The organism is Bartonella sp. HY328, from assembly GCF_025449335.1.
Lineage (GTDB): Bacteria > Pseudomonadota > Alphaproteobacteria > Rhizobiales > Rhizobiaceae > HY038.
The window spans coordinates 1-23,212 of the sequence record NZ_CP104884.1; the positions used below are offsets into that span (position 1 = coordinate 1).

The following is a 23,212-nucleotide window of genomic DNA, read 5'->3' on the forward strand; positions in this document are numbered from 1 at the left end:
CGGCTATATTTTCGTAAATAATCGTATTTTTGTAGTTTTTGCGAAAATATCACTAAAAGGGATTTATTTGCCAAAATGACCACTGATAAAGCAAATCGTTTCGACTATCTTATTGCCGAACAGGGCGAAAAAATCTCTAGTGCTTTAAATATGTTGCGCATGCAGCAATATCCGCCAGATGCGAAAAAAGGCTTACGCAAGTTTCAAACTGCTGAAGTTGCGCAGTTAATTGGCGTTACGCAAAGTCATTTGCGGCAATTAAATATTGAGGGTAAGGGCCCGCAAATCGAAACGATTAGTGGCCGTCGTTATTACAGCGCCAATGATATGCTTGCTTTGCGCGATTATTTGGAAGACAATAAAAAATCTGACAAACGCTTTTATGTGCCGCGCCGCCGCGAGGGCGAGGCTATGCAAGTCGTATCGGTGGTAAATTTTAAGGGTGGTAGCGGCAAAACCACCACAGCTGCCCATTTAGCGCAATATTTGGCTTTAACTGGCCACCGTGTTTTAGCAGTTGATCTTGATCCGCAGGCATCATTAACCTCGCTTTTTGGTATTCAACCTGAAATGGATGACACGCAATCTTTTTACGAAGCATTGCGTTTTGATGAAGATCGTGTGCCAATTTCCAACATCATTCAAACCACCAATATTCCTGGTCTTGACATTGTACCGGCTAATTTAATGCTGCAAGAATATGAATATGATGTACCTCTTGCTATTTCAGGAAAAAAAGGGGACGAGGGGCGGCTTTTCCATATTCGCATCGCCAATGCGTTAAAATCAGTTGATGACCAATATGACGTGGTGGTGATTGATTGTCCGCCGCAACTTGGTTATTTAACCATTACTGCGCTTATGGCATCGACGGGGATTTTAATTACCATTCATCCGCAAATGCTTGATATCATGTCGATGTCGCAATTTTTGATGATGCTTGGCGGCATTATGACATCAGTCGCCGATGCCGGTGCGCAGATCAAGGTAAACTGGTTTCGTTATCTCGTCACCCGGTTTGAGCCAACCGATATTCCGCAAGCGCAAATGGTTGGCTTTATGCAAAGCATGTTTGCCGCCAATATGCTTAAAAATCCGGTCTTAAAATCGACAGCTATTGCTGATGCCAGCATTAAAAAACAAACGCTTTATGAGGTGGAGCGCGGCGAATTTGTGCGTGCTACCTATGATCGGGCGATGGACAGTTTAAACTCTGCCAATAGCGAAATTGTTGATATTATCCACCAGCATTGGGGCAGGGTGTGAAAGTTTTGTCAGCCGTTTTTATTGTAAAAACGATAAATGAAATAAATAAGTTGCGCCTTTTGAGCAGCTCTTGCAACCGATTAAAGGATCATCATCATGTCGCGTAAAAATCCCTTTGCCAATCTTGATATGTCATCTTTAAACAAGCCAGAAGAAGTAGAAGCCAATCGGCCCAAGGCAAGCAAAACCGGTTATGCGATGACTGGTGCTGCTAAAGCCGTTGTGCGCTCAATTGAGGAAATGGCAGAAAATACCAAGAAGCTTATGGATGGTGAAACAATCATCACTCTTGATCCCAATTTGTTAGATGCTTCTTTTGTGTCTGATCGCTTGTCACAAAATGACGAGGCTTACCGCGAATTGTTGGAAGCGATTAAAGAGCAGGGGCAATTATCGCCAATTTTGGTGCGCCCTCATGAAGAACAAGCAGGGCGCTATATGGTGGTGTTTGGCCATAGGCGGGCGCAAGTGGCAAAGGAATTAGGGCTGCAAGTTAAGGCCGTGGTAAAAAGCCTTGATGATGTGGCATCTGCCGTGGCACAGGGGCAAGAAAATTCGGCACGGGCTAATTTATCCTTCATTGAACGCGCATTTTTCGCGCAAAATCTTGCGGCGCGTGGCCTATCACGGCAAGTGATTAAATCAGCCTTAAGCCTTGATGATGCCATGCTATCCAAAATGCTAAGCGTTATGGAAATTATGCCGCAAACTTTGTTAACTGCACTTGGTGCGGCAAAAAATATCGGTCGTGATAAGTGGTTAAGTCTGCGCCAAATTATCTTAAATCCTGCATTTCTAGACCGTGCCCTTGAATATGTTAAAACTGATGATTTTATCGCCCTTGGCAATGAGCAGCGCTTTGATGATTTGCATCAATATTTGGTAAAATATCAAAAGAAATCTGCCGCTAAAACCAATGCAAAATCAAAGGCAAAAGGCCAAACGAGCGACAATGTAAAAAATGCGGTTACAGCGTGGCAATCAATGGACAAAAAAATTGATGTTGCGATTAAACCAAAGCCAAAAGCCCTTAGCTTGGAATTTAATCACGCGGATAGCAAAGCCTTTGGCGAATGGATCGGCAATAATTTATCAAAGTTTTATGAAGATTATTTAAACGCTCAAAAAGCGTGATAGCTAGTATAAATAGATACACTCGTTATCGGTGGTATAATGTAATTAAGCGGGCGAAATCCCGCTTAATTCTATTGAACGGATTGATACTAAATTGATTTTTCCAATACTAAAATATTTATAATTGATTTGGTCTTTTTAATAGAGTAGCCAAAGATCTTTTTAGCTTGTGGTCGGCATTAATACCAAAACCACAAACATAATTTTTGTATTTTTAGGTATTTTTTGAAGTAATTTTATTTAGTTTATCCATATTGAATTATTTTTTATTTTTATCGGCCGTGACCTTAGTTCGCCAATTATTTTTTTTAATTTATTTGCCGTGATAGATATATTGTTTTAGCAACAAATACGGTCAAATGTAGCTACAATTCAGGCGATTAAGCCCGTTATGCAAGGCTTTAAAAAAGCGCAAACAGATGATTTTGCGTTAATTGATAATCCACCACATAAGTAAGTAAATTCTAAATTATAAAGGTCTGTAATTCACACGAATTTGTATTTTCATGTATAAGTTAATCATTTATGGCGATAGTTATTATATTAATGTATACAAAAGACTTATTATTATAAAATAATAATAAGTCTATATTTATTGTAGTTTAGATAGCGCTAATATTTACTTGGTGGGGTTAGGTGCGTTAGGCTTTTGATAAATAATGGTTATTATTATTTATTACGGGGGCATCTATGATGAATTTGTCAAAAAATCGCTTTAAATTTAAAGGTTATGTTTCACGTTTTGCGCTCACTATAGCACTTGGTGGTGCTATCATGGGAAGCATAGGTTTGGCAGCCGCAACGGCTGAAGATATTAGCTATAATGGAAATGATGCGGCAAATTATTTAAAACAAGATCCGACAGGAAATACCGCAGCCGCTATTGTTTTCAAAAGTCTTTTTGCCAATGGCGTCTATTCGGGTAATACTATAACGGTTGGATTAAATAATGCGACGGTGGTTTCCAACTGGAACACGCAAACAGATGCAAGCGATCCCGTTGCTCCTTATGTTATATATGGCGGTGTTAGTATCGGTGCAGTTGGAAATACCCAAGATAACAACAATGGGACAGCTGGTAAAGATATTACCAAAAACACCATTTTTATGCAAAACGTCCAATATGATTGGAGTGGCAAGGCAGCCCCAGATGGCGCTAGCATTGCGCGTGACAATGGCGGCGGCGTTGGTGGCATGGGTGGCGGTTCAGTTTATGGCGGGTTAACTATTGGTGGTGCTGGTGCCAATGGCGGTACTGCCAGCATCGTTGACGCTGGTATGGGTGGTTCTGGCGGTTCTGTTGCAAATAATAACGTAATATTGGCGCATGTTACTTTAGTGGGTGCATCAGGTGGTTCCGGTGGTTTTGGTGTTGATAATAGGGCTCTTGGCGGCAGCGGCAGTGGCGGCGTTGCTGGGATGGGGGGCGCTTCTGTTTATGGTGGTTTAAGCATTGGTGGTTCTGGCGCTTTAGGCGGTTCTGGCGGTTCTGTTATAGGCAATATTGTTACATTAACGGATATAAGACTAACGGGCGGTGTTGGTGGCAATGGGGGCAATGGCGGTTATAGTGCTAGGAGTTTTGGCATTGGCGGCGGCGGTGTCGGCGGCATGGGTGGCGGTTCGGTTTATGGGGGGTTAAGCATTGGAGGAGCCGGAGGCAATAGATCAGGATCCGGAGCCGACGGATTTGGCGGCGGCGGCGGTATTGTTAGAAATAATTACGTAATATTGGTGAATGTTACTTTGGACGGTGCATTAGGTGGTTCTGGCGGTGGCGGAATGGGTGGCGGTTCAGTTTATGGTGGTTTAAGCATTGGCGGTGGCGGCACAGGCGGCGGTGACGGCGGGGCTGTTATAGGCAATATAGTGACATTAACAAATGTGATACTTGCAGGCAATGGCGGCGGAGCTGGCGGTGCTGGCGGTGTGGGTATTGCCAATATTGGCTTTGGTAATGGCGGTTATGGTCGTGGTGATGGCAGTGGCGGCGTTGGTGGCATGGGTGGCGGTTCGGTTTATGGTGGTTTAAGTATAGGCGGTTCGGGCGGTGGCGCCGATGGTGGTGCTGTTACAGGCAATATAGTGACATTGACCGATGTAAGGCTGACGGGGGGTGTTGGTGGCAATGGAGGTAATGGGGGATATGGCCGTGGCAGCTCCAGTACATGGACCACCGGTGGCAGTGCCAATGGTGATGGCAGTGGCGGTGTTGGTGGCATTGGCGGTGGTTCGGTTTATGGCGGTTTAAGCATTGGCGGTTCGGGCGGAATTGAACTTCAAAACGGTAGTAATAGTGTTAGTTATGGCAATGGTTCGGGCGGTGCAGGCGGTGCTGTTATGGACAATACGGTTACATTAAAGAATGTAATACTGACGGGTGCGCTTGGCGGTGTTGGCGGCGATGGTGGTATTGCTGTTAGCTTTGGTCCTAGATATGTCAGTATTGGCGTTGGCGGCGGCGGTATTGGTGGCATGGGTGGCGGTTCGGTTTATGGCGGTGTAAGCATTGGTGGTTCGGGCGGTCAAGATAATTACGAGAATGGCAATGGCGGTTCCGGCGGCATTGTTAAGGGCAATAATGTGATCTTAACAAATGTTGTCCTCAATGGCGCTCAAGGTGGCAGTGGTGGCAATGGTGGCCTTGGCACGAATGTGATCGCTGGCAATGGTTTTGGCTATGGTTATGGCGGCGGCGGCGTTGGTGGCATAGGTGGCGGTTCGGTTTTTGGTGGTTTAAGCATTGGCGGTTCGGGCGGTATGGGAAATGCCAGTACCTATGGCATTGCTGGCGGCGATGGCGGTTCGGGCGGCGATGTTACGAGCAATAGTTTAACCTTAACGGATGTTGTCCTCAATGGCGCTCAAGGTGGTAGCGGCGGCGATGCTGGTAGTGGCAATTTTGATGGTGCTGGTGCTAGCGGCAATAGTGGCATGGCTGGCGGTTCGGTTTATGGTGGTTTGAGCATTGGCGGTGCTGGTGGCAAAAGCTATGGCGTTGGTGGTACTGGCGGCGATGGTGGCATTGTTAGCAATAATAATGTCGGTATTGCAGGCATATCGTCTATCGGGGCTAGTATTTATGGTGGCCTGAGCATAGGTGGTGCCGCAGGATCAAACGGAGTAAATGGTAGTGGTGGTCAAGCCATTAACAACACAGTCACGTTAATTGGTGACAAAATCACACTCAATCAAGTGATAAATGGTGTCACTACCTATGGCTCTATCTGGGGTGGTAAGAGTATAGATGGTGCTGGTGTCAGTTTTAATGAGTCAGGTGCAGATTTTGCGACTATTTTTGAAAAAGTAATTTCTGGCAATACGCTTAATCTTGTTGGCTATCGCGGTACGGTTTCTGGTGTTTATAATTTTGAAAATTATAACTGGACATTGCCAAGTGATGTCAAAAATGGCGATACACTGATTACAATTGCCGAGGGTGGTAGCGCTGTTGACCTAACCGATACTAAACATACCGTTGCAGATATGAAAGTGAGCGATAACCGTCTCAATGATGGTGACGAGGTAACTTTTATCACTAAAACAACTGGTACATGGTCAGCCAGCCCTTATACAATCAAACAGGGTCAATTTATCATTTATGAAGCAACCTTGTCACAAAAGCCAAATGGCACTGATGAGGCATTTGTTCTAACTATTGGCAAAAAGGATGATACAACACCGCCTGCACCAGAACCAACACCCAATCCGACACCAGAACCAACACCTCAGCCTATTGATCCTAATGGTTCATCTGCAGCAAAGGTTAATCCGCAGTCAAAATCTTATTTAGAAGGGCGAGCCGCGGCCCTTGCTGTCCTTAATCAGGCAAATGATCTGATTTCAATGGCTGGCATTGATACTATTCGCATTATGGTGCGCGCCAATGATGATGATGTTAATCGCCCAGCCTTTATTCCTTTCATGATCGCCAATGGCTCATCGCAGCGTTATAATACTGGCAGCCATGTTGATATTAAGGGCTTTAACATGGCACTTGGTATTGCAACAGGTTTTGATTTTTACGTCGGGCATAAAGCAACAGTTGGTGCTTTCTTTGAATATGGCCGCGGTACCTATGATACCTATAATAGCTTTAGCAATTTTGCTTCAGTTCATGGCGATGGTTCTAGTGATTATAAAGGTGGCGGACTTTTTGGCCGCATTGACTTTGCCAATACTGGTCTTGGACGGGTAAGTAATTTAGCCGTTGATCAAGCTGATGGCGTTTACCTTGAAGCATCAATACGTGCAGGGCGTGCCAGCAGTAAGTTTGACGTCGGCAATAATATTTTTGGCCAAATGGAGAATGGCTATCATGGTTCTTATGATAGTAAAAGCCGCTATTATGGCGGGCATCTTGCTGGTGGTTATGTCTTTAATTTTGATGAAAAACAATCACTTGATGTCTATAGTCGTTATTTATGGGTACATATGGATGGCGATACAGTCTCAATTAGCAATGAAAAGCTACGCTTTGATCGCGCGCAAAGTTCACGCTTACAAATAGGTGGGCGTTATGCATATGCATATAATGAGCAGTTCAAACCTTATATTGGTGCCGCTTATGAGTATGAATTTGATGGTGAGATTGCTGCAAGGGCTTATGAGTTCAATCTCGATAAGCCATCATTGCAGGGTAGCACCGGCATATTTGAAGCTGGCTTCAACTTCCAGCCAATAGCTACTAATCAATATTTTAACATTAATGTTAATGCTCAAGGCTATGTTGGTCAGCGGCAAGGCGGCGGCGGCGGTGTAAAAATTAAATACCAATTTTAAGCCTAATATGGAATAGTTTCATAAGCATATAAAAACTAATTATATTTATTGAAGTAAAAAGCCTGTAGATTTTTATCGACGGGCTTTTTCTTTTATAAAGATGCCGCCAAGTTTTTAACCGTCTGCTTTAAATCTCCATAGGCGATAATGGAACAAACAAATTAGCCTTAAGTAATTTTACTGTATATTAAAATATGGTTTTATTTTTCAAATAAATTTAATGCTAATAAATATGGCAATTAAGCACTATAAATATATCAAAACTATACTAGCTAATGCTATAATAGCAGTGCAGTAAATGGAAAATTTATAAAATTAATCGAGGCATGGTCGACTATTTGCCAGCAAAATAGAATATGCTATTCGGTTACTTGCAAAATTACACGGGATCAAATTTGTGGGGAAGCAAATATGGCCTATAAAAAGGCGGGTGAATTACTCAACCTCGCAATTGATATAGCTTCGCGGCGCTATGGTATGACCTATAGCGAAATTGACGATTATTCTAAAACGAGTAATATTGAGTCACGGCTGCGCGACCTTTATAACAAACTTATGGCAACAGCTGGTCAAAACCTAAAAAAGTCAACTCTGATTGATTATGATTACCTGATTGAAAGCAATTATATTGCTGCAACTACTGGTCCTCATGTTGAAATTGATCGCAAAGTTGTTCAAGATATTTATGAGGCTTTAACCGCTGGCAACCAAATAGAATTTGAATATTTTGATAGCTATAAAGAGGCATGGATAAGCCGCCATGTGCATCCACAAGGCTTGATTATTGGGCGGCGCCATTACCTTATTGCCATAAGCGATAAGGCATTGCAGTTTCAATCACCGGTTTGGTACCGCCTTGACCGCATGAGGACTATTACCCAACTGCCCACATCATCGCAAAAATTAGACAATTTCAACCTTGCCGATTATGCTAAACGCGCCTTTGGTGGCTTTTATTCCGATGAGGAATATAACGAGGTTGAATGGCGCTTTGCTAAAGAGGCAGCAAGGGCGGTAAAAAATTATCGTTTCCACCTCGATCAAATCACCTGCGAAAATGATGATGGTAGTGTGACCATTGGTTTTAAGGCGGCGGGCTTTTATGAAATGGCTTGGGCGCTTTATCCATGGGGCAATAAGATCGAGGTTATTAAACCACAGGCATTGCGCGATTTGGTCGATAAATATCGCCGCGATGATTTTCCAATGTTGCCTTAAGATTGGGTATCTTAAGGGAGGACAGATTTTGTCGCATAAGTGACCTATAGAGCCGAAGAATAAAAGCCGCGCAAATAAAATATCTAATCCAGCAGTAATCACGATAAAGGGGCATTGCCGTCATGAGCCAAGAAAACACCAATAAAAAGCTTAAAAATGGCGACTTAGCCCCGTTAGGTGACCTTAGCGGTAATTATTTCATTAATGATTATCAGCGCGGCTATCGCTGGACAGAGCAACAAGTAAACGACCTTTTAAATGACATCAAAGAATTTTCCGATAATGGCGCTAAAGGGCGGTATTTTTTACAAACCATTGTTGCCGCGCCAACAACTGGCGATAAGGCCGATAAAGATAGTAAAGCCATCAAATGTGACGTTGAAATTGTTGACGGCCAGCAGCGGCTCACCACCATTTATCTTATCAATAAAATTTTGACGAAAGAATTTAAGCAGGAAAACAGTTTAAATTTTAAGCTTTATACAAAAACGCGTGAAAATGACAATGAAGCCTTTAGCAAGAAAATTGATTGCCTTTTGTCAGAAAAACACAATAAAAAAGCAGATGATGACGCTATAAACGTCTATTTTATTTCATCTGCAATCGAAACTATTCGGAATTTTTTTAAGAATTTTGAACCACCAAAACTAAAAGAATTTTACGACAATTTTTGCAAAAAGGTTTATGTGCTTTGGTATGAGCCTGTTGCCAGTGATGAGCATGAGCGCATTGCTACGTTTACGCGTCTTAATATGGGAAAAATTCCACTCACTTCGGCAGAATTAAGCCGCGCTTTATTGTTAGATCCAAAATACCACAATGGCGGTGATGATAATCAAAGCGATGTTGATTTAAGACGCGGTCTTATTGGTGCCAAATGGGATCAAATGGAAGTGGAATTGCAAGATGAAAGCTTTTGGGGCTTTTTAGGGCAAAAAGATAATTATGAGACACGCATTGATTTTTTACTCAATTTTCATTTCCATAAAGACGCGAAAACTGAAAATTATGCCGCTTATAATTGCCTTGAAGCGAAACTTGCTGAACTTGCTAAGCTTGCTGAACTGGCAAAGACAGCAAAAGCCGATGATTTAAGCATTGCTCAAAAAGTTTTTGATGAAATTTATATGGATTTTCAGCGATTAAAATCCTTTTATCTTGACCATGATATTTACCATTGGCTTGGCTTTTTAAACGGCGTTCATTCACAAAACACATCTGCCACCTTTAATCTGCTATATGAGCTTAAAGGGAAGACGAAAACGCAAATAAAACAAATTTTAAGGGCAAAAATTAAGGAAACTTGGACGGAGGTTGTTCAAAAACATCGCAAAGAAAGAGCGCTTGATAGCTTGCATTTTGATAAGGACAAGGCAATGATCGGCCGTGTGCTTTTCTTTGCCAATGTCGAATATGTGCGCCAACAAAAACGCTTGATTGGTAATGATAAACAAAATAGCAGCCATTTGCGCTATGATTTTGCCACCCATCTTGCTACAAAATGGAATATTGAGCATATCCATGCCCGCAATGTTGAAGGGCTTAACACTAAGGTGCAGTGGCAAACTTGGCTTGAAGACCAGGCAAAGGCGATCGAGTTTGTTGAGGCGGCAAAGATTGATAATGCAAAAAAAGAAGACCTTGAAAAATTGAAAAACCAAGTCAACGAGCTTTTAAAAAATATCAACAACGATACTCGCGACAAAAGCTTTGGTGAAGAATTTAAAGAGCTTGCCGATGAAGTACTTAAATTTTTTGATAAGGATGGTGGTGACGTCAATAGTTTAAGCAATTTGGCATTGCTTGATGCTAGCACCAATTCATCGATAAGTAATTCTATTTACATCGTCAAGCAGGTTAAAATCATAGAGGCGATTAATCAAGGTGCCTTTGTGCCGCCACTAACACAGGCGGTGTTTATGCGCTTGTTTAATATGTCGGAGCAAGGCTCACCCTTTTGGGACGAAAACGACCGTAAAACCTATATGGAAAAAATTGAGAACCTTATCAAAGGTTTTTAAGAGTGACAATTTGCGGCAGATTTAAAGTAAAATATAAGCCTTGCAGCTGGATTTTTTATAAAAATCAATCATTTCAGTACCACTTTTTCAAGGTGTTTTCATGAATAATACTTATAGTTTTTATACGCTATTAAAAGATCATAGGGTGATTATTCCGCTTATTCAGCGCGATTATGCCCAAGGGCGGCAAAATAAATGGGTCAATGACATTCGTGATAAATTCTTAGCTTCGTTATATGATGCCGTAACGCTGCTGGAGGATAAAAAACCTCTCGTTCTCGATTTCATCTATGGCGAATTGGAAGACGAAAAATTTCACCCCTTTGATGGCCAGCAAAGGCTAACCACATTGTTTTTATTGCATTCCTATGCTGCCGTTAAAGCTAAAATGAGTGGGGAAGCAGCAAAAGGTGCTATTGCACCAGATCCGGCGGTTTTAGCCAATTTTAAATATTTTGTGCGTGAAAGCAGCCGACTTTTTTTAAGCCATTTTATCCATGAATTTATCTTAAAGCCCACTGCTAACTTTGGTGGAAACTGGTCAAAAACCATTCGCAATCAGCCTTGGTATATTTTGCAATGGGATTTAGACCCGACAATTGCCGGCATGTTGACCATGCTTGATGCTATTGACGAAAAATTTCACGATTGTGAGGGGCTTTGGCAAACATTAACCCAAGATCAAAATAAGGCGCCGATAGTCTTTTATTATACACCGCTCACCAACCTGTCGCTATCGGCAGATGAAATCTATGTTAAAATGAATGCGCGCGGCAAGCAGCTCACCGAATTTGAAAATTTTAAAGCCTCGCTGCTTGGCCATCTAAAATCCAATGCCTCTGATAAAGTTGATGACATCGCCAAAAAGCTAGACGGTGATTGGAGCCTATTATTTTGGAATTTAACCAAAGCAAGCAGCAATGATGACAAGACTAAAGATCGCGCTGAGTTAAGTGACAAGGCTTTCATGCGCTTTATCCGCTATTTTATCAAAATAACCTATTATCTTGGGCAAAATAGCGGTGCGCTAAACAAAAAAAATAGCAAAAGTCAAAACGATATTAGTGAAAAAGAAGATTTTTCAAAACGTATAGCCAATGTCAACCGCGCTTTTCTTGATGTCATTGGTGAAAAATGCAATGCTACAAGCCTTCATATTATTGAGGGGATTGAGTGCCTTAAAGGAGTAAGCACTCATCTTGACCTTTTTGAAACCATTCTGGACACATTGGCTAAAATTCCTATTGCAGCCAATGCTAAACACTTCCGCCACTGTTTTTATATTGCAAATACCAATCGATTAACGCCACCAAGCAAAACAAGAATTGCCCTTTTTACCGCTATTGGCGATGGTGATGACAAAAATAGCGTTCATTTTCTCAAAGCCCTCATTGCCAAGGATAATGGCTTGAGTTTGGCGAGTGAAATTATGCTTTTTGCTTGCCTCCTTGCTTTTATCAAGCATAAAGAAAGCCATGAAAATCCATTGCAAATAGAGCGCAAAAATTTAAGAATTTTGCGCAATCTTTTAGTTAATTCACCCTATGAAATGCGTGTTGAAAATTTTGGTGCGCTTATTAGCGAAACAGCCACGCTTATGCTCACCGGTACATTTGAACAAGCCGAAGCCTTTAGCAAATTTCAAAAGGATGAGGAGTCAAGAAAATTAAACTATCGTCAACAATGGCAAGATGATGCCAATGCTATTGCCAATTTAAACCGTTTAGAAAATCACATCTTTTTGCAAGGCAGCATAGGTATTTTTGAAGATGATAAAAGCCAAAAACAAACTGAACAAGATTTGCCACCCTATCAAACCTTAAAAGAGCGGTTAAGCCAAGGCCGCCGCCTCTTTTGCGCCCTAACACTTGAAACCCCAAGCCACAATCAGGTGCCGCTTTCACTCTTCATGCAAGCCATGCTTACTGAGCAAGATTATTATTATGAGCTATCAAAAGGCAATCCGTATCATTTTCGCTGTGGCTATGGTAAGGTGTATAATATATCTGACGCTTACCCGTCATTTACGCAAATATTTGTTCCAAAAGATCAGGACAGTCGCGGAAAATGCCAAACAGCTTTGCTTGCGCTTTGTGTGTTGATAAAGGATAAAACGAATATTGCCAAAGAATTTGAAACACAAATTTTAGCATGGCTAAAATCTTGCGAGGAAGCTAAAGCATTTTGTTGGCGTTATTATTTGGTAAAATATCCTAAAATGTTAAGCGATCCGGAGTTTAGCCATTATGGCATATTTTCAACCACTAGAGGACGCTTTTCTAGCGAAATTTTTAAACGGCAAAACCGCACGGATGGAAGCTATCAAAATAGTCTACTGCGCCAATTATTCCACACGATGAATGAAACCCGATGGAAAGATGACGCAGATAAGAACTTGTTTCAAGATGACGCTATTTATGAAAATGGTCTCACACTGTCCAATGGTTTAATTTTAAAAAGTGGTGAATTTGGCTGGCAATTAATCAGCAAAAATGAGAAGGAGCCTGACAAGGCAAAGCACCTTCAAAAAATTGCGGATATGAATAAAAAATTAGCTGAAAGTAATGCTACATTGCCGCAAATTGACCAAAACGGCCATATCGCCATTGCGGGCTTAGAAAAAACGCGCCCCAAAGACCAAAATCAACAATTGAAAAGTAAACATGATATGGCCAGTGACGCTTTCAACGACACGGATGTTTCAATAAGTGATAAGTATAACGAAGTAGAGCTTTACCGCGACTATGACCACTATGACCGCATCCTATTAATGCAAAATATATTGACTAAATGGTTTGATCTTGAAACCAAGCCTTTAGCCTCAGACCAAAAGTTTTAGCTTGTTTTTAAGCTTGCCCATTAATGGCTAAGCTGCAAGTCTTTATCGCGTGATTGGGCGCTATGCAAAAAGGCGAGGGGGATAGCTGCAAAAGCCGCGCAATATCCCCTTATTGTTTACTTAAATATCACATTATGCCATGATTATGATTTGATTATTTTTACTGACGCCCCAAACTAAAAATCAATAATATAGGGGCGAAAGCCGAAATAGTAATGTTGATATTTTTGCAAGATATTAAGACTAATAACGATGTCAAGGAAGCCGATATATAAAACACCCAATTGCTTTCTGCTATTAAAAATTTTGTTTTGAAAATATAAATTAGGAATAAAATGATTATAGATACAATAAAATAAGGCAAAGTTTGAAAATAAGGCAAATTATGAAAGTTTCATTACCAGCTAACTTTAGCAGTAAGATTTTTATCTGGCTTGCAATCATTATTGATTGCATTTTTATTGTTAAAATAATCGATTTTTTTAACCCTTTAGGATCTCATTTATTTAATTTTTTGATTGATTTTTTCGGGCCTAATTCGGCTTTTTGGGTGTTAGATTTTTTAGGATTTCTAAGTGGGGTATCGTTTATACTTAACTTTACAATATTGATTATTTTAGCAACAATTTTTTGGGTTTTTGCCCTTAATTCCCGACATTATACCAGTAATATGGCCGATCTCATAAGCAGTCTTATAAAAATTCATTTGGTTATACTATTTTTTATGGCGATGATTGCCTTGAGCACATTTATCAGCCGCCACTAAATATATATACTATTTTTGCCTTATGATAAAACTGGGAAGTGCAATAAGCACTTCCCATAAAACTTTAGCGAAGTACCTTCGCCGCACGGTCAATCACCGCTTGTGGAACGGTAACGCCCAATTTTTCTGCGGCTTGTAAATCAATCGAAATATCCTTAGCAGGTGGGGTAGTAACTGCAATATCGGCTGGCTTTTCGCCTTTCAAAATACGCTCGACCAGCTTGCCTGTTTCAATTCCAGCATCATAATAATTAATGCCTTGCGCCGCAAAGGGGCCACGGCCAATAGAACTTGCATCGGCAGTAAATAATGGTGTTTTGCTTTCAAGCGCAACCACAGATACCCCTTCAAGAACCGAAATGATCATATTATCGGTTGGTACATATATAACGTCAACCTTGCCAAGCAGCGAGCGCGTGGCGGCTTGCACATCTGATGCTTTAGATGCGGATGCTGGAACAATATTAATATTATTAGCCTTGGCAACTTCTTCCAATAATTTCAAATTGGACACAGAATTGGCTTCGCCGGCATTATAAAGGTAACCGATATTTTTTAAATCTGGGAATATTTCTTTTAGCAATTTGATATGTTCGTCAACTGGCGAGCGATCTGATACGCCAGTGACATTAGCCCCCGGTTTATCAAGGCTAGCAACCAATTTTGCTTCTACGGGATCAGATACGGCAGAAAATACAATTGGAATTTCTTTTGTTGTTGCTGCCATGGTTTGCGCCGATGGCGTAGCAATTGCTACAATTACATTTGGTTCTTCACCAACAAATTGACGGGCAATTTGCGTTGCAGTTGGAATATTGCCTTGTGCCGATTGAAAATTAATCGTTAAATTTTCACCTTTTTTATAGCCTTGCTGCTCAAGATAATCTTCAACGCCTTTGCGCACTGCATCAAGAGCAGGGTGGGCAACTATTTGAGTGATATCCACTTGCACTTTATCAGCAGCGTTGGCCGTTAGGCTGATTAGGCTAGGCGTTGCAAAGGATAAAGCGGCCACAGCGGCGATTAGCAATTTTTTCATAATATTTCCCTTCTTTTGCGGGATGAACAAGATTAATAATGTCGTTGCAACTTTTATGCATGAATTTAACGCTAAAGGCAATTATTTTGACCGATATTTATATGGCAAAGTTATTACTTTCCAAATGATGTTTGATTGATATTTCTATAGGATCATGGTATCGCTAACCAACAACATATAGTAATTGGTCAGTTTATGGTTTTTTCATCTCTTTCATTTATTTTCTTGCTTTTTCCGCTTGCACTCTTTTTAGATATGGTGGCGCGGTCGTTTAAAAATATATATTTGCGCAATAGCTTTTTACTGGCGACAAGCTTGTTATTTTATACTTGGGGGGAGGCGTATAATGTCTTCTTACTGCTTGGACTTGCTATTTTAAACTATATTGGCGGCAATAATATTGCCAAATCAAAAAATAAAAAATTTCACCTCATTTCACTCATCTTTATTAACCTTGGCATTCTGTTTTATTATAAATATTTCGTTTGGGCGATGTCATTAGTATTGCCTAATGTCTCAGTTACCCATCACACAATGCCGCTCGGTATAAGTTTTTTCACTTTCCATGCTTTAAGCTATATTATTGATATTTATCGCGGACAAATAAAGCCTGCTCGAAATGCTCTTGATTTTCTGACCTACTTTTGCATGTTTCCCCATCTTGTTGCAGGACCAATTGTACGCTTTGCGCAAGTGCAAGATGATATTGACCAACGAGGTCCAAGTCGTGAACTATTCAATTTTGGCGTTTATCGATTTTTGGTCGGCCTGAATAAAAAAGTATTAATTGCAAATTCTGCGGCATATCTTGCCGATGCGGCTTTTACTAACTCGATTAGCGGTGTTGGTATGTTAGATGCTTGGATTGGCATTTTAGCTTATGCAATTCAAATTTATTTTGACTTTTCTGGCTATTCGGATATGGCGATTGGTCTTGCCGCAATGATAGGCTTTCGCTTTGAAGAAAACTTTAAACGACCTTATTCTTCTGCCTCCATTAAAGAATTTTGGCGCCGTTGGCATATATCACTTTCAAGTTGGTTCCGCGATTATGTCTATATTCCCCTTGGCGGAAGTCGCGGCGGCGAATGGGGCACTTACCGTAATTTATTAATCGTGTTTTTCCTTTGTGGCTTATGGCATGGTGCCAATTTAACCTTCATAATTTGGGGTTTGTGGCACGGCGCATTTTTAGTGGTAGAGCGTTTAAAGCCAGTTGCAGCTTTAATTGACCGTTTGCCAATATTTGTTATGCGCATTTATACAATAATTATAGTTCTGATCGGTTGGGTATTCTTTCGATCCAATGATTTAGGTTCTGCGATAGCTTATCTTGGGCACATGTTTAGTTTCCAAAGCATGGAAGCCACCCTTATTTATTATAAGATACCTAGCCTTTTAACCGCGATTGGTATCCTAATTGTGCTAATTCCAGACCGCTTTATTCCCCAGCCTACCTCCCATAAACCGGCAGCATTTGGCTTTAGTATTTACTTAGTGCAAGCAATTTTGTTTTTTGCGTCATTGTCGATGTTATTAACTAATTCTCGCAACCCATTTATTTATTTCAATTTTTAAACGAGGGTGGATTAGTTATGACCGGTATTAACAATATGAAAAACCTCATTTCTTGCGTCTTTTTATTGACACTATTTTTTATACCTTTGTTGCTTTTTTTTAAACCAGCCAGCGATTTACTTGTTGATGAAAAACGAGAACCAACAGCATTTCCAAAACATTTTAAAATTACCAATTCGCATGCCATTAAGGATTACTTTTCTGAAATTGATAAATTTGTTTCTGATAATTTTCCTAGTCGCTCGGAATTTATAGGCTTTAACAGAGGGATAACCCTTTATTTTCATGATAATATTGATGCCCGAAAAGCTTTTAGAGGACAGGAGAATTGGCTATTTTTAGGTAACGATTACAATCAGACGATAGATAAATTGACCGGCAACAAACCTATTAATTCACAGATTGTGGATAATCGGTCTAAAGCACTTGAAGCTTATGTAAATATATTTGCAGAGCATGGTATAAAAACGATTTTTTTAGTGGGACCCAATAAATACAGTATTTATCCTGAAAAATTACCGTCCTTTTTGAAGCCAACATCACAGCGATATATAACGCCGATAATCAGACAAATGCAAAATGATGGTATTGATGTTTATGATCCCACACGTGATTTAATTAATTATAAGCACGCTGGCTTGTTGTATTATCGTACCGACACGCATTGGAACTTAAAAGCAGGTGAGCTTGTAGCCCTTAATCTTTTAAAAAAATGGCATTTAAATGCGCCTCCTGCATATAGTCTTGAGGCGATTAAGGCTCGTAATGGTGATCTTGTTTCCATTGCCAGCCTTACATCTATTACTCTTGTAGATGATGATAATTATAGTGTTAAATATAGGTCGCCATCACCTCATGCCAAGCTTATAAAAGAAGATGGTACTGAAACTCAATTCGATTTAGATACTATTGCAACAACAGATAATAATATAATAATTAATCCTGATGCTACCAATCAAGTGAATTTATGGATTGTTGGCGACTCTTTCACTGGATCAATACAGCCTTTTTTAGCAGGTGCGATAAGCCATATTGAAATGATGCATATTCAGAAAAATACGGCTAGTGATATTGCGCAGAGACTAGCAAATGCTAAGGAAAAACCTCAATATGCTTTAATTGTACTCGTTGAGCGTGGTATATAAGGTTAATTTCTAGAAAGACTTAATTATATTGGGCAAAAGCGGGCAAAAAGTCCAAGCAGCATTTGATTGAAACTACGATGTTCTTTTTGCCAGCTATCAAGCTCATCAATAGGCACAGGATTTTGCCCATCAAGCTTGCTCATCAAACGCTTGCCAAGGGTTTTATACTGATAATCAGATACTTCCCCCGTAATATCGCAAGCGCGGATACAGGGACTTAAAGCAACAACCAAATCCTGCAAATGACGCATTTCCATCTGCCCTTGATCCCAATTGGTTTTAATCGTTGCTTTAGATAAAACGTCCTTGTCAATCGATAGATAGATTGACTGGTTTTGACATATTTGCGCGCTGATAAAGGCAGACACAAGATCATCAATATTCTTAAAGCTCATGAAGCTGTTTTTTAGGCCCAAATATTTCCCCCAGTTAACATTAACGCCAGTTGACCAATAGGTAAGCTTGCCGCGTATTAGTGGACTTAACCGGTTTTCAACAGCATGGCTTAAACCAATATCATGAGAGGTTATGCCAAGCACATGAACATGGTTAACAAAAGGCAATGCTGCTGTATAACTAACCCAGGAGCCACAATGAATGCCAAACGGATAACGCATATTATCGGGGTGATTGTCCAAAATAACCACGGTAAGGCGCTTGTCACCTAATAATTTGGCTTGGCGTGCAATGAGTAAATGGCTAATGTGATGATAGTCGCCACTACCTAAAAATACGGGGCCTTTATGGCTACCCAATTTATTATCAAGATAAAGCCCAAGCTTTTTATAATTGCGCATGGTTGCAGCAAAGCGAATAGATTTTTGATAATCGCTAAGCGGTAATCTTATTTCATTGTCTAAGGATTTAACACTGTGATCAAAATCGAGAATAATTGGATTCATTGATTATTCTCCACCGATGTGGCAGTGTTATTTTCTTTTGGCGCAATGGCGGTAGCATCGCTTTCAAAGTGATGGCGAAAATGATTTAAAATCCGCCGTAAAACTGGATTGCGGATGTAAACAGCATGTTGAGTCATGGCAAATTTTGCCCCAAGCGAAGCCTTTACGTTAGGATCTGTCCAGCCAGCAACATAAAATTCTAGGTGATGGGCAAGCGCATATTCAAGATTGATGAACCAGCTTAAAAAATACAAATTGTAATTGGTTGCAGCTGGATAATCAAAACCAATATATTTATCAACCAACTTTTTGTCGTGGATAAAACAGATATTATAGCCAATTAATTGATTATCTTTGGTTTTATAAGTAAAAACACGCAAAGAGGGATCAGAATTTTGCAATAAATTAACAAAAAAATCACGGCTTAACAGGTCAAAATGCACCTCACTTTGCTGATAGACTTGCAAATAAAGGCTATAATATTGATCAAGCGCTTTTTCATCAAAAAATAACGGATCACCAGCTTCAAGCACGTCAATAATCAACTCATCGCGGTGACGCATTTTACGGCGAAAATCCTTGCGGCGACTTTTTGAAAAACGGTTTAAATATTCATCAACTGAAGCAAAATCCATTTTTACATAGGCAAGCGCTTGCCCCTCAACTTTGATAAAGCCGCAACGCTCTAAGGCAACTACAAAATTTGAACTCACATCACTGTCATTCGCGCTCATGAGTGGGTTTTTTAGTGGCAAATCCTTGACAATGACCAGTGGATAATTGGTCTTTGCTTTGGTTGTTAATTCTTGGGCTGCGCTGTTAAAATCAAAACTATCAGGTAGTGGGGTAAATTCACTTACCGTGGTGCCAATAAAAAGCGTATTTAGCTTTAAAAATCGGCTCCAAAACTTGTAAAAAGGTAGCTTTTCAATACGCTTTCTTGTTTGGCTTTCCATAGTGGTTAAAAGATCAAACTCAGCGGCAAAGCAAGGCAATCCAGAATTTAAATCAGTGCTAGAAAAGTCTTTTGGCAAATATGAAAAAAAGAGGCTAGACAAATGACTAGGCTCAAGATTATTGCGCGAATAAGTAACTTTATTCGAGCCTATTTCCTTGTGCTTAGTCACTTGAACAACCTCTTTTTCTCCCACCCCTCACTTATTCTTAGTTTGGGGGATATTGCAAAGCGCAAATTACATACTTGTCTTTACATACTGGCCTTTGCCCGTTTTAATAATTGGTCAAGCAAGGCAATAGCCTTATCAATTTCGGCTTTGCTAATCATCAAGGATGGCGCAAGGGTAATAACATTCTTGTAATAACCACCAACATCCAAGACAAGACCAGTCTTTTGTCCTTCATATTCAAGATCGCCTGAAAGGCCAATATCAACCATCCGGTCAAGCAATTCACGGTTAGGTGTAAAGCCATCTTCAGTACAAATTTCGCAGCGAAGAGCAAGACCAAGTCCATCAACATCGCCAATTTCAGGGTGACGTTTCTGCAAATCTTGTAAACCTTCAAGGAAATGCGCCCCTTTTTCCATAACCATGCCTTCAAAGTCGGTTTCGGCAGTCATGCGCATTACTTCCAAGCCAAGGGCAGTACCTAGTGGATTAGATGCAAAGGTTGAATGGGTTGAACCAGGAGGGAACATTTTAGGATTGATCAATTCTTCCCGCGCCCAAAGGCCACCAAGGGGATTAAGACCATTGGTTAAGGCTTTGGCAAATACAAGCACATCAGGGGTGACGCCAAAATGCTCAATCGACCATAATTTACCGGTGCGATAAAAGCCCATCTGGATTTCATCAACAACCATTAAAATGCCATATTGATCAAGGACTTTCTTGATGCCTTTGAAGAAGTTGCGCGGTGGCACGACATAACCGCCAGTGCCTTGTAATGGCTCGATATAAAAGGCAGCATATTCAGCTTCTGATGCCTTTGGATCCCAAACGCCATTATATTCTGTTTCAAAAAGACGGGCAAATTCATTCACGCAATGTTCACCATATTCTTCAACGCTCATTCCGCGGGGACGGCGAAATGGGTATGGAAAAGGCAAAAACATTGCGCGTTCGCCAAAATGGCCATAACGACGACGATAGCGGTAGCTTGATGTGATGGATGAAGCACCAAGCGTACGGCCGTGATAGCCACCTTCAAAGGCGAACATTAAGCTCTTGCCATTTTTTGCATTGCGTACGATTTTTAATGAATCTTCAATCGATTGCGAACCACCAACATTGAAATGCACGCGGCCATCAAGACCGAATTTGTTTTTCATGTCTACAGCAATGGTTTTTGCAAGCTCGATTTTGGTTGGATGCAAATATTGGCTAGCAGTTTGTGGTAACGTATCGATCTGCTGCTTTAGAACTTCATTGAGGCGCGGATTGGCATAACCAAAATTGACTGCAGAATACCACATTTGCAAATCAAGATAAGGAATGCCCTTAAGGTCGTACATATAAGACCCTTCGCAGCCGGCGAAGATTTTGGGTGGATTGACGTAATGAACTGTATCGCCAAACGAACAATATTTTGCTTCATCTTGAAGTAAATTATTTTCAATTTCGTTTGCTTCGCCGTCTTTATATCCGTGAAATATTGCCATTGCAATTGCTCCAAACTTTTAAGTGATGCAGAATTAGCAAAGGCTTTTGTTGGTGGCTGTTTGCTTTATGTAGCGATTTGGTAACAAGGTAACAATTGTTTGGTGCTTGTGTTGCATTTTTTGTGATAGGCGTAAAAATTACATAAAATAGCAAAGCCTATAGCTCTTTAAATCCTAACATGCTTAGGGTCAGGACAAAAGAATTGATTGCGCAGCGGCGCACTTAATTTGTGTCAAAAATGTGATTATTTTTAAATGAAAGTAATTTACATTATTGCACTGGCTTGCTAATCCTATACATTCAAACTTCTTTAAAAACGACTTTTTAAGTAAGGGGAAAACTGGATGACAAAAAAAACAAATAATCCAGACGATCAACAGCTTGAGCGCGGGCTTGAAAATCGTCACATTCAGCTCATTGCTATTGGCGGTGCGATAGGTACGGGTCTGTTTATGGGCTCTGGTAAAACCATTCACGCAGCAGGGCCATCAATTGTGCTTGTTTATGCGATTATCGGTTTTATGCTTTTTTTCGTCATGCGCGCCATGGGCGAACTATTGCTCTCCAATACGAAATATAAATCTTTCATCGACTTTTCGGCTGATCTTTTAGGCCCTTGGGCCGGTTTTTTCATCGGCTGGACCTATTGGCTATGCTGGATTGTAACCGGTGTTGCGGATGTTATCGCGATTGCAGGTGTTTCCATTCCGCTAACTCCGCAAGATCCCCATAGCTATACGCAATTCTGGTGGCCTTGGCTTAATCCGTGGGTGGCAGTTATAGCCTGTGTTGCCTTGTTTTATGTGCTTAATATCGTGGCCGTTAAATTATTTGGCGAGCTTGAATTTTGGTTTGCAATTATTAAAATCATCGCTATTCTCGCATTGATTGCCGTGGGCGCCTATATGATTGCGACTGGCTTTACCTCTCCTAATGGAACAGTCACCTCACTTAGCAATGTATGGAATGGCGGCAATATTTTCCCAAATGGTGTTATGGGCTTCTTTGCTGGTTTCCAAATTGCGGTTTTTGCCTTTGTGGGTATTGAGCTTGCGGGCACTGCTGCTGCGGAAGTAAAACATCCAGAACGCACCTTGCCACGGGCGATTAACTCCATTCCAATCCGCGTTATTTTCTTCTATGTTTTATCGCTCATCGTTATTATGGCCGTTACGCCATGGAATATGGTTGACCCAGGCAGCAGCCCATTTGTGGCAATGTTTGTGCTTATTGGTATTCCTGTTGCGGCCGGTATTGTAAATTTTGTTGTGTTAACTTCGGCTGCATCATCAGCCAATAGCGGTGTGTTTTCTACAAGCCGTATGGTTTATGGTCTTGCAGAAAAAGATGGCGCTCCTAAAGCATTAGGTAAGTTGTCTAAAAAGCACGTACCTGCTAATGGTTTGCTATTTTCATGCATCTGCATTTTACTTGGGTATGCAATATTGTCGTTGATGCCAACAATTATGGAAGCTTTTACAGTTGTAACCACCATTTCAGCTATATTGTTTATGTTTGTTTGGACAATCATTCTCATTAGCTATGTTGTTTATCGCGAAAAGCGGCCCGAGCAGCATGAGCGTTCTATCTATAAAATGCCTGGTGGTGTTGCCATGTGTTACGTGGTTATGGCGTTTTTCGTGTTTATTTTAACACTATTGTCACTTGAAGCAGATACCCGCATTGCACTTATTTATACACCTTTATGGTTTGTGTTGCTTGCTGTTTGCTTCTTTGCTTTTGCGCGTAAAACTTATCATCAAAAATAATTTAGACAAAATAATGCACAATAAAAAGGTCTTGCCGAAAGACAAGACCTTTTAAAGCAGTTTTTTAAAGTTAACGCATCATCAGCAACTCATAGTATTTTGCTTCACCTTATATTTGCTAAGGTTTTTAAG

General features: G+C 40.6%; 13 protein-coding genes. 9 read left to right on the forward strand and 4 right to left on the reverse strand.

The features are described from left to right. Nucleotides 1–75 precede the first annotated feature (75 nt). The 6 genes from repA to N5852_RS13590 all read left to right on the forward strand — a co-directional run bounded on the left by repA (nt 76) and on the right by N5852_RS13590 (nt 13,260). Nucleotides 76–1,266: a plasmid partitioning protein RepA gene (gene repA, locus N5852_RS13565; RefSeq protein WP_262099918.1), complete on the forward strand. Its 1,191-nt coding sequence runs from the start codon at nt 76–78 to the stop codon at nt 1,264–1,266. A gap of 96 nt (nt 1,267–1,362) precedes the next feature. After that, nucleotides 1,363–2,400: a plasmid partitioning protein RepB gene (gene repB / locus N5852_RS13570; RefSeq protein WP_262099919.1), complete on the forward strand. Its 1,038-nt coding sequence runs from the start codon at nt 1,363–1,365 to the stop codon at nt 2,398–2,400. A 690-nt stretch (nt 2,401–3,090) separates the two neighbouring features. Further along, a complete protein-coding gene (locus N5852_RS13575) occupies nt 3,091–7,182 on the forward strand; it encodes an autotransporter outer membrane beta-barrel domain-containing protein (RefSeq protein ID WP_262099920.1) in 4,092 nt (1,363 codons plus the stop codon). 411 nt (nt 7,183–7,593) lie between these two features. Beyond that, nucleotides 7,594–8,400, forward strand: a complete 807-nt coding sequence (locus tag N5852_RS13580) for a helix-turn-helix transcriptional regulator (protein WP_262099921.1) — start codon at nt 7,594–7,596, stop codon at nt 8,398–8,400. A gap of 122 nt (nt 8,401–8,522) precedes the next feature. Continuing rightward, the gene (locus tag N5852_RS13585) at nt 8,523–10,421 is read left to right on the forward strand and encodes a DUF262 domain-containing protein (protein WP_262099922.1); all 1,899 of its coding nucleotides are present in this window, start codon (nt 8,523–8,525) and stop codon (nt 10,419–10,421) included. A 100-nt stretch (nt 10,422–10,521) separates the two neighbouring features. Next, nucleotides 10,522–13,260, forward strand: coding sequence for a DUF262 domain-containing protein (locus tag N5852_RS13590; protein WP_262099923.1), 2,739 nt, complete (start codon nt 10,522–10,524; stop codon nt 13,258–13,260). An 830-nt stretch (nt 13,261–14,090) separates the two neighbouring features. Here N5852_RS13590 and N5852_RS13595 read toward each other — a convergent pair. Further along, a complete protein-coding gene (locus tag N5852_RS13595) occupies nt 14,091–15,065 on the reverse strand; it encodes an ABC transporter substrate-binding protein (protein ID WP_262099924.1) in 975 nt (324 codons plus the stop codon). Nucleotides 15,066–15,260: 195 nt separating this feature from the next. Here N5852_RS13595 and N5852_RS13600 point away from each other — a divergent pair, with 195 nt between their 5' ends. Both N5852_RS13600 and N5852_RS13605 read left to right on the forward strand, forming a co-directional pair. Beyond that, nucleotides 15,261–16,643, forward strand: coding sequence for an MBOAT family O-acyltransferase (locus tag N5852_RS13600; RefSeq protein ID WP_262099925.1), 1,383 nt, complete (start codon nt 15,261–15,263; stop codon nt 16,641–16,643). 17 nt (nt 16,644–16,660) lie between these two features. Next, nucleotides 16,661–17,788 carry an alginate O-acetyltransferase AlgX-related protein gene (locus tag N5852_RS13605; protein ID WP_262099926.1) on the forward strand — a complete coding sequence of 376 codons (1,128 nt, stop codon included), beginning with the start codon at nt 16,661–16,663 and terminating at the stop codon, nt 17,786–17,788. A 23-nt stretch (nt 17,789–17,811) separates the two neighbouring features. Here the strand turns inward: N5852_RS13605 and N5852_RS13610 are convergent, their stop codons facing one another. The 3 genes from N5852_RS13610 to N5852_RS13620 all read right to left on the reverse strand — a co-directional run bounded on the left by N5852_RS13610 (nt 17,812) and on the right by N5852_RS13620 (nt 21,310). Beyond that, the gene (locus N5852_RS13610; RefSeq protein ID WP_262099927.1) at nt 17,812–18,690 is read right to left on the reverse strand and encodes a hypothetical protein; all 879 of its coding nucleotides are present in this window, start codon (nt 18,688–18,690) and stop codon (nt 17,812–17,814) included. Next, on the reverse strand, nt 18,687–19,817 hold the full coding sequence (locus N5852_RS13615; protein ID WP_262099928.1) for a GNAT family N-acetyltransferase: 1,131 nt from the start codon (nt 19,815–19,817) through the stop codon (nt 18,687–18,689). The genes N5852_RS13610 and N5852_RS13615 overlap by 4 nt, the downstream gene beginning before the upstream one ends. Nucleotides 19,818–19,897: 80 nt before the next feature. Continuing rightward, nucleotides 19,898–21,310 carry an aspartate aminotransferase family protein gene (locus tag N5852_RS13620; RefSeq protein ID WP_182419920.1) on the reverse strand — a complete coding sequence of 471 codons (1,413 nt, stop codon included), beginning with the start codon at nt 21,308–21,310 and terminating at the stop codon, nt 19,898–19,900. 345 nt (nt 21,311–21,655) lie between these two features. On the opposite strand from N5852_RS13620, the gene cycA reads away from it, so the two are divergent. Further along, complete coding sequence (cycA, locus tag N5852_RS13625; protein ID WP_262099929.1) at nt 21,656–23,080, forward strand: D-serine/D-alanine/glycine transporter; 1,425 nt, start codon at nt 21,656–21,658, stop codon at nt 23,078–23,080. Nucleotides 23,081–23,212: the final 132 nt, after the last annotated feature.

Excerpts from the sequence above, each read along its gene's own strand:
- repA (WP_262099918.1), top strand. The coding sequence starts at position 76 with ATGACCACTGATAAAGCAAATCGTTTCGACTATCTTATTGCCGAACAG.
- repB (WP_262099919.1), top strand. The coding sequence starts at position 1,363 with ATGTCGCGTAAAAATCCCTTTGCCAATCTTGATATGTCATCTTTAAAC.
- N5852_RS13575 (WP_262099920.1), top strand. The coding sequence starts at position 3,091 with ATGATGAATTTGTCAAAAAATCGCTTTAAATTTAAAGGTTATGTTTCA.
- N5852_RS13580 (WP_262099921.1), top strand. The coding sequence starts at position 7,594 with ATGGCCTATAAAAAGGCGGGTGAATTACTCAACCTCGCAATTGATATA.
- N5852_RS13585 (WP_262099922.1), top strand. The coding sequence starts at position 8,523 with ATGAGCCAAGAAAACACCAATAAAAAGCTTAAAAATGGCGACTTAGCC.
- N5852_RS13590 (WP_262099923.1), top strand. The coding sequence starts at position 10,522 with ATGAATAATACTTATAGTTTTTATACGCTATTAAAAGATCATAGGGTG.
- N5852_RS13595 (WP_262099924.1), bottom strand. The coding sequence starts at position 15,065 with ATGAAAAAATTGCTAATCGCCGCTGTGGCCGCTTTATCCTTTGCAACG.
- N5852_RS13600 (WP_262099925.1), top strand. The coding sequence starts at position 15,261 with ATGGTTTTTTCATCTCTTTCATTTATTTTCTTGCTTTTTCCGCTTGCA.
- N5852_RS13605 (WP_262099926.1), top strand. The coding sequence starts at position 16,661 with ATGACCGGTATTAACAATATGAAAAACCTCATTTCTTGCGTCTTTTTA.
- N5852_RS13610 (WP_262099927.1), bottom strand. The coding sequence starts at position 18,690 with ATGAATCCAATTATTCTCGATTTTGATCACAGTGTTAAATCCTTAGAC.
- N5852_RS13620 (WP_182419920.1), bottom strand. The coding sequence starts at position 21,310 with ATGGCAATATTTCACGGATATAAAGACGGCGAAGCAAACGAAATTGAA.
- cycA (WP_262099929.1), top strand. The coding sequence starts at position 21,656 with ATGACAAAAAAAACAAATAATCCAGACGATCAACAGCTTGAGCGCGGG.